The 4,559-nt window shown below is 51.2% G+C and carries 5 protein-coding genes; all 5 read right to left on the minus strand.

What is annotated here, in order from left to right:
* Positions 1-8: 8 nt before the first annotated feature.
* Positions 9-458 (minus strand): hypothetical protein, encoded by a 450-nt coding sequence (locus tag ATO7_RS16870; RefSeq protein ID WP_146680423.1) that lies wholly within the window; start codon positions 456-458, stop codon positions 9-11.
* 682 nt (positions 459-1,140) lie between these two features.
* Positions 1,141-2,010, minus strand: a complete 870-nt coding sequence (locus tag ATO7_RS16655; RefSeq protein WP_083563547.1) for a hypothetical protein — start codon at positions 2,008-2,010, stop codon at positions 1,141-1,143.
* A gap of 186 nt (positions 2,011-2,196) precedes the next feature.
* Complete coding sequence (locus ATO7_RS16660; protein WP_146680424.1) at positions 2,197-2,742, minus strand: hypothetical protein; 546 nt, start codon at positions 2,740-2,742, stop codon at positions 2,197-2,199.
* A 111-nt stretch (positions 2,743-2,853) separates the two neighbouring features.
* Complete coding sequence (locus ATO7_RS16875; RefSeq protein WP_146680425.1) at positions 2,854-3,615, minus strand: DUF6615 family protein; 762 nt, start codon at positions 3,613-3,615, stop codon at positions 2,854-2,856.
* 105 nt (positions 3,616-3,720) lie between these two features.
* Positions 3,721-4,559, minus strand: an 839-nt coding sequence (locus ATO7_RS17055) for a hypothetical protein (protein ID WP_206044970.1), incomplete at its 5' end; no start/stop codon positions are given.

Consider the following 4,559-nt stretch of genomic DNA (forward strand, 5'->3'; position numbering starts at 1 on the left):
ATCCTCCTTTAGCGAAACCCCTCAGGTGTTACACAGTTGCTGACGGCGCACACAACGAAATTGGACGACGCGACCAGCTCTCCGTTTTCAATGCGAAATGGAACACTGTGTTCCGAAAGAATGTGATTTATCAGCGTCGGCGCGGGAACAACTGCGCCTCCATTTTCTAGCGCTTCGCAGGCTTCAGCATATGCCTGAATGAAACCGGGAGCATGTTCAGCCGCCGCATACGCCGCGGTACAAAAATCAGATTCGGCCCAACTTTCACAGGAGCTTGGGTAATACGCCTCTCCAGCTACTCGAGAGAACGCACGTTTGAACTCCTCGAAGATGTGTTTTCGACCATGTTCTGAATGGACTTTGCGAGCATAGGACAAAAACTCTTCCACAGCTGCACCCGACAACGGAATGGGCGCACCGGTTGGAAACAGGAATTCTGATGGCATTTGAAGTGGCATATGATCTCTAGCGCAATCTAACGCCGCGGTTCAGGTGCGTTTGAGGCGGTGCCTGCTTTTGCAGCAGCAAAAGTGGGCAACGGGTCAAACGTCACCTGCAACAGCTTGTTAGAACGGCAAGCCTCACCGGCTCTTAACAAGCCAAATTGTGATGCGGCGGCGGGAAGCCAAGAACTCGCTACCAACGGATGATTGGAACCGAGCCAAACGAAAGCACCTAGCTCCCGAGCACGTACGCCCAAGCTTGATAGAACAGCCGAACTAACCATTCCCTCTCCCCTTTCTGACGGCTGCCATTTCAGATGTTAAATGTGCCATCTGACGTGACAACTCTGCACAGCTTTACAAGCTGCCGAAAACAAGCCTAGCGAAGGGACTAGCCCACGCCAACGAGCCTTACGCCCCTTCAGCAACAGCAAACGCTCGCGTCCCCCAAAAACCAAACGAAGCATTCCCTTGTTCACAAGCTTAAACGAAACCGGGATGTTTCAAACCCGTGGCAGCCACGAAACGGAAGGGCCGACAGCTTGAAGATGTGATGACCTGAGTTCTTGGCATCAGTGCCAACACACATAAATTGTTGCTTGCCTTCTAACGCCCACGTTCAGGTGCGTTTGAGGCGATGGCCGCTTTTGCGGCAGCAAAAGTGGGCAGCGGGTCAAACGTCACCTGCAACGTGTTGTTAGGTGCCACCTGCACCCCACCGCCCGAACCATTCCAAGGCATGGTTCGGCAGCACATCTTGATACTGACAAAGCAGTTTCTTACAGCCCTCAAACTCTGTCTCCAACTCTGAGCCAACAGCCAGCGAAACTTGCCGGGCAACGTAGATATAGGCATCCAATAAAAATACCAAAAACAATGCAGAACTTGCACAGTCGTTGGGGTTCCGGATGGACACTTCCACACCATCTTCCACAAAAGAAAGAAATCTCTTGTGAGTGCGAGGTGCCAGATGGGCCGCGTCACTGAGTGCGCCGTACACAAACCCAGCACCAGGAAATACAGACTTAAATTGGGAAATGCAGGTATTCGGAGCGATGCCTTGTGATACATCGGGATCGTCAATTTCTAGAACTCGCAAACTCCATGCAAGTTGCTCTAAACCTTGACGGATAACCGCCTCTGACTCAATTCCCAACCCGTTGAGCGAGAGCTGTACGGCCGCGTGAAATGTTGCTTGTAACCGAATAAGGGCATTTGCCCCGGTAAATAGCCCAAATGGCAACCCCTCTGGAATTTCTAAATTGCTCAGGCGTTTTGCAACACTCACGGCGTGATCACGGATCAGTAGAAGAAGCTCCTTGATGCAACCGCTTGGGCAAGTTTTATCTGGATCGAAGCATTCTAAGAATTCATCACGATGCCGGCGATACGTGTAATCAATGGACTTATTTCCGCCGGAATGCGTGACACCTGCGGCCAAAATCATTGCCTTGAACTCCGGATCCGCTTCGATAGGAACTGCGACGCTAAAATGCATCGTGCCGATGATTTCCATCTCATCGAAGTTTTTGGCCCAAATGATTTTGCGAACTCCGTCCCAAGGCATAGCTGAACTCTCGTGGCACCTAACGCCCACGTTGAGGTGCGTTTGAGGCGGCGTCTGCCTTTGCGGCAGCAAAGGTCAGCGACGGGTCAAACGTCACCTCCAACGTGTTGTTAGCGGCCGCGTTTGGGCCTTGGAGGCGGAGGATCAACGGGAATGTACCCCTCATTTGGTTTAAGGGGGCCGTCCTTATAAGTGCGGTCGCCGGGTCTCGGCGTCTCCCACTTCCCGGGCGATCGCGGGGGCTTGTCTCGAGAGGGCTGCTTTTGTCTCTCTTCCGTCATCAGCTATCTCCTTGTCCGTTAAATTGGCACCGGCGAAGGCAGTTATGAAGCAAACGCCAATAAAAAATAGCACTGCACCTGATGCATTACATGATGCAGTGGCCTTCGCAAGGAATCCACCTGCCTTTTCTGAGCGAATAGTGCCGCTATCAACTTGGCGAATAGCCCTTCGAAGCGCTAGATGGCTCAAAAAGAATGATAGTAATACAGCGAACGCACTCAGCCCCCAACACACCCATGCCAGGAGGAGGAGAGCCGGACTAACCACTGGTGCTGGGCCGATCACATCTTTCAGGAATACAAATGAAATCCCAAGCCCACCACCAGAGAGCGACAGGACAGTTTTGTCGAATGACTCCTGTGACTTTTGCTCTGCCTCAACCAACCATTGCCGGTATTCCGTTAAGTCATCGTCCGAATCTTCGTTTTCCTTAGGTTCTTCTGTCGCCATCTGAATATTCCCCAAGGACGCTAACGCCTGAGCTCAGGTGCGTTTGAGGCGACGCCCGCTTTTGCGGCAGCAAAAGTGGGTGGCGGGTCAAACGTCACCTGCAGCGATTTGTTAGCCGTCATCGCGCGGACCTCGATCAATCACTCCTACCCAGCGAGGCGGACCCACATTTTCGTTAGAGGATGGCCGATCAAACTCAATCAGAGCCTCAGGATCTCGCTCCTCGCGCAAACGAGCAATGTTGTCAGGCAGGCGTTCATAGAAGTGGGCAATGGCGCGCGAACCTGGCGGAGGTGGGATATTGCTCAATGGACAGCGAATTAGGCAACTCCACGGAAGCGTCTCAGACTGTGAATGAATGTATTCGAAACACCGCCCACCTCTAGTGTTCAGCGCAGTCCTAACAACATGCGACGGCGTTATCGAGCATCCGAGGATTTCATACGAGTTGGGCAGGTTGCAGTTCCACCGTATAGGGCGAGATTCACCGTAGTTGTAGAAGCAGTACAAAGGCTTAGCCCGGTTGTGGGCTGCATAGCGATCCAAAATGTCAATCTGCGGCACTCCCCGCACTTTGTGGCCAAGCGATTGATACCTTCCATCTGAAACGGAAATCCTCTTTGCCTGAATGGCGTAACGACGCCATCCACTAAGATCACTTCCAATCCAGAATTCCCAATCACAACCCTTCATGTGTTCCACGACACGGGTGTCTTCAACTATAACCGCTCTCCCTTGAGATGCGGCGTCGATGGTCATGAGGTTGTAAGTAGTAATCGCGTCTTCACCGATCTGAATTCGACGATCAAAGGCTCGACCAATAGCTCGCCAAGTGGTGCTCGCTAAGGCATCAAATAAATCGGCGGTATCCATGACGGCTAACGCCTGAGCTCAGGCGCGTTTGAGGCGACGCCCGCTTTTGCGACAGCAAAAGTGGGTGGCGGGTCAAACGTCACCTGCAGCGATTTGTTATGCGAATTACTTCCGTAATTCATCAAAAAGGTCTATATAACGAACGTCTATGTGATCTAGCGACTCAATAGCGATATTCACGTAGCTTCTATCCTTAAACAATCTAACTTTTGGAGTGCCCAGCGCAAAGAGAAATCCACGGGGACTCTTTTGGCGCCTGATTTCCTCAATGCGTGTAGAAATCAACTTTTTAACAGGGTAGCGATCCAAAACCGAGTCCATCACAAGAACCGTAGGTCGGATATTCTGCCTGTCTAAAATTAAGTATTCACCAAAGGTAATCCTGTAGCCGTCATCATTCTTTGTTCGGTCAAAGTACGCTGGGCCCCAGTAAACGCGATTGGAATTCGGCAAGCGCTCTACGTCTTGATGGTACACTCCCTTAAAAAGGTCCCCGTAAGACAAAGTCTCGCCCCTAATCCTTACCATTCTTGATGCAACAAGGTCATTTTTTCGATGAAAGAGGAATCTCGAAACAAGTGATTTAATCGCATAGTATTCAGAATGGCCTCTCCTGTTTTTCGCGGATTTTCTAGCAGATGCTTTTGCCGTCTTACTTTGAGCTTTTGTAAGCCCCCCTCTTCTATGCTCTACCTTGGCGAAATGGGATGCCGGACGTACTAAATTGAATACATCTGGGTTTCTTTCGGACTTGAGGCTTGAACTTCTCCCCTTCTCATCCGAACGAGTACCAGATCTACCTGACAATAGATCGAGTAACTCTGCGGCGTCACAAAAGTCCACATGATCACCGTAAGTTCGAAAATGCGGGGATTGACGCATGTCTTCCCGGTGTGCGCCGTCAGCAACTGTGTAACACCTGAGGGGTTTCGCTAAAGGAGGAT

Source organism: Oceanococcus atlanticus (genome assembly GCF_002088235.1).
GTDB classification, from domain to species: Bacteria; Pseudomonadota; Gammaproteobacteria; order Nevskiales; family Oceanococcaceae; genus Oceanococcus; species Oceanococcus atlanticus.

What these genes read in the sequence shown, in the direction of transcription:
- ATO7_RS16870 (WP_146680423.1), bottom strand. Translation starts at nt 458, where the DNA reads ATGCCACTTCAAATGCCATCAGAATTCCTGTTTCCAACCGGTGCGCCC.
- ATO7_RS16660 (WP_146680424.1), bottom strand. Translation starts at nt 2,742, where the DNA reads ATGGCGACAGAAGAACCTAAGGAAAACGAAGATTCGGACGATGACTTA.
- ATO7_RS16875 (WP_146680425.1), bottom strand. Translation starts at nt 3,615, where the DNA reads ATGGATACCGCCGATTTATTTGATGCCTTAGCGAGCACCACTTGGCGA.
- ATO7_RS16655 (WP_083563547.1), bottom strand. Translation starts at nt 2,010, where the DNA reads ATGCCTTGGGACGGAGTTCGCAAAATCATTTGGGCCAAAAACTTCGAT.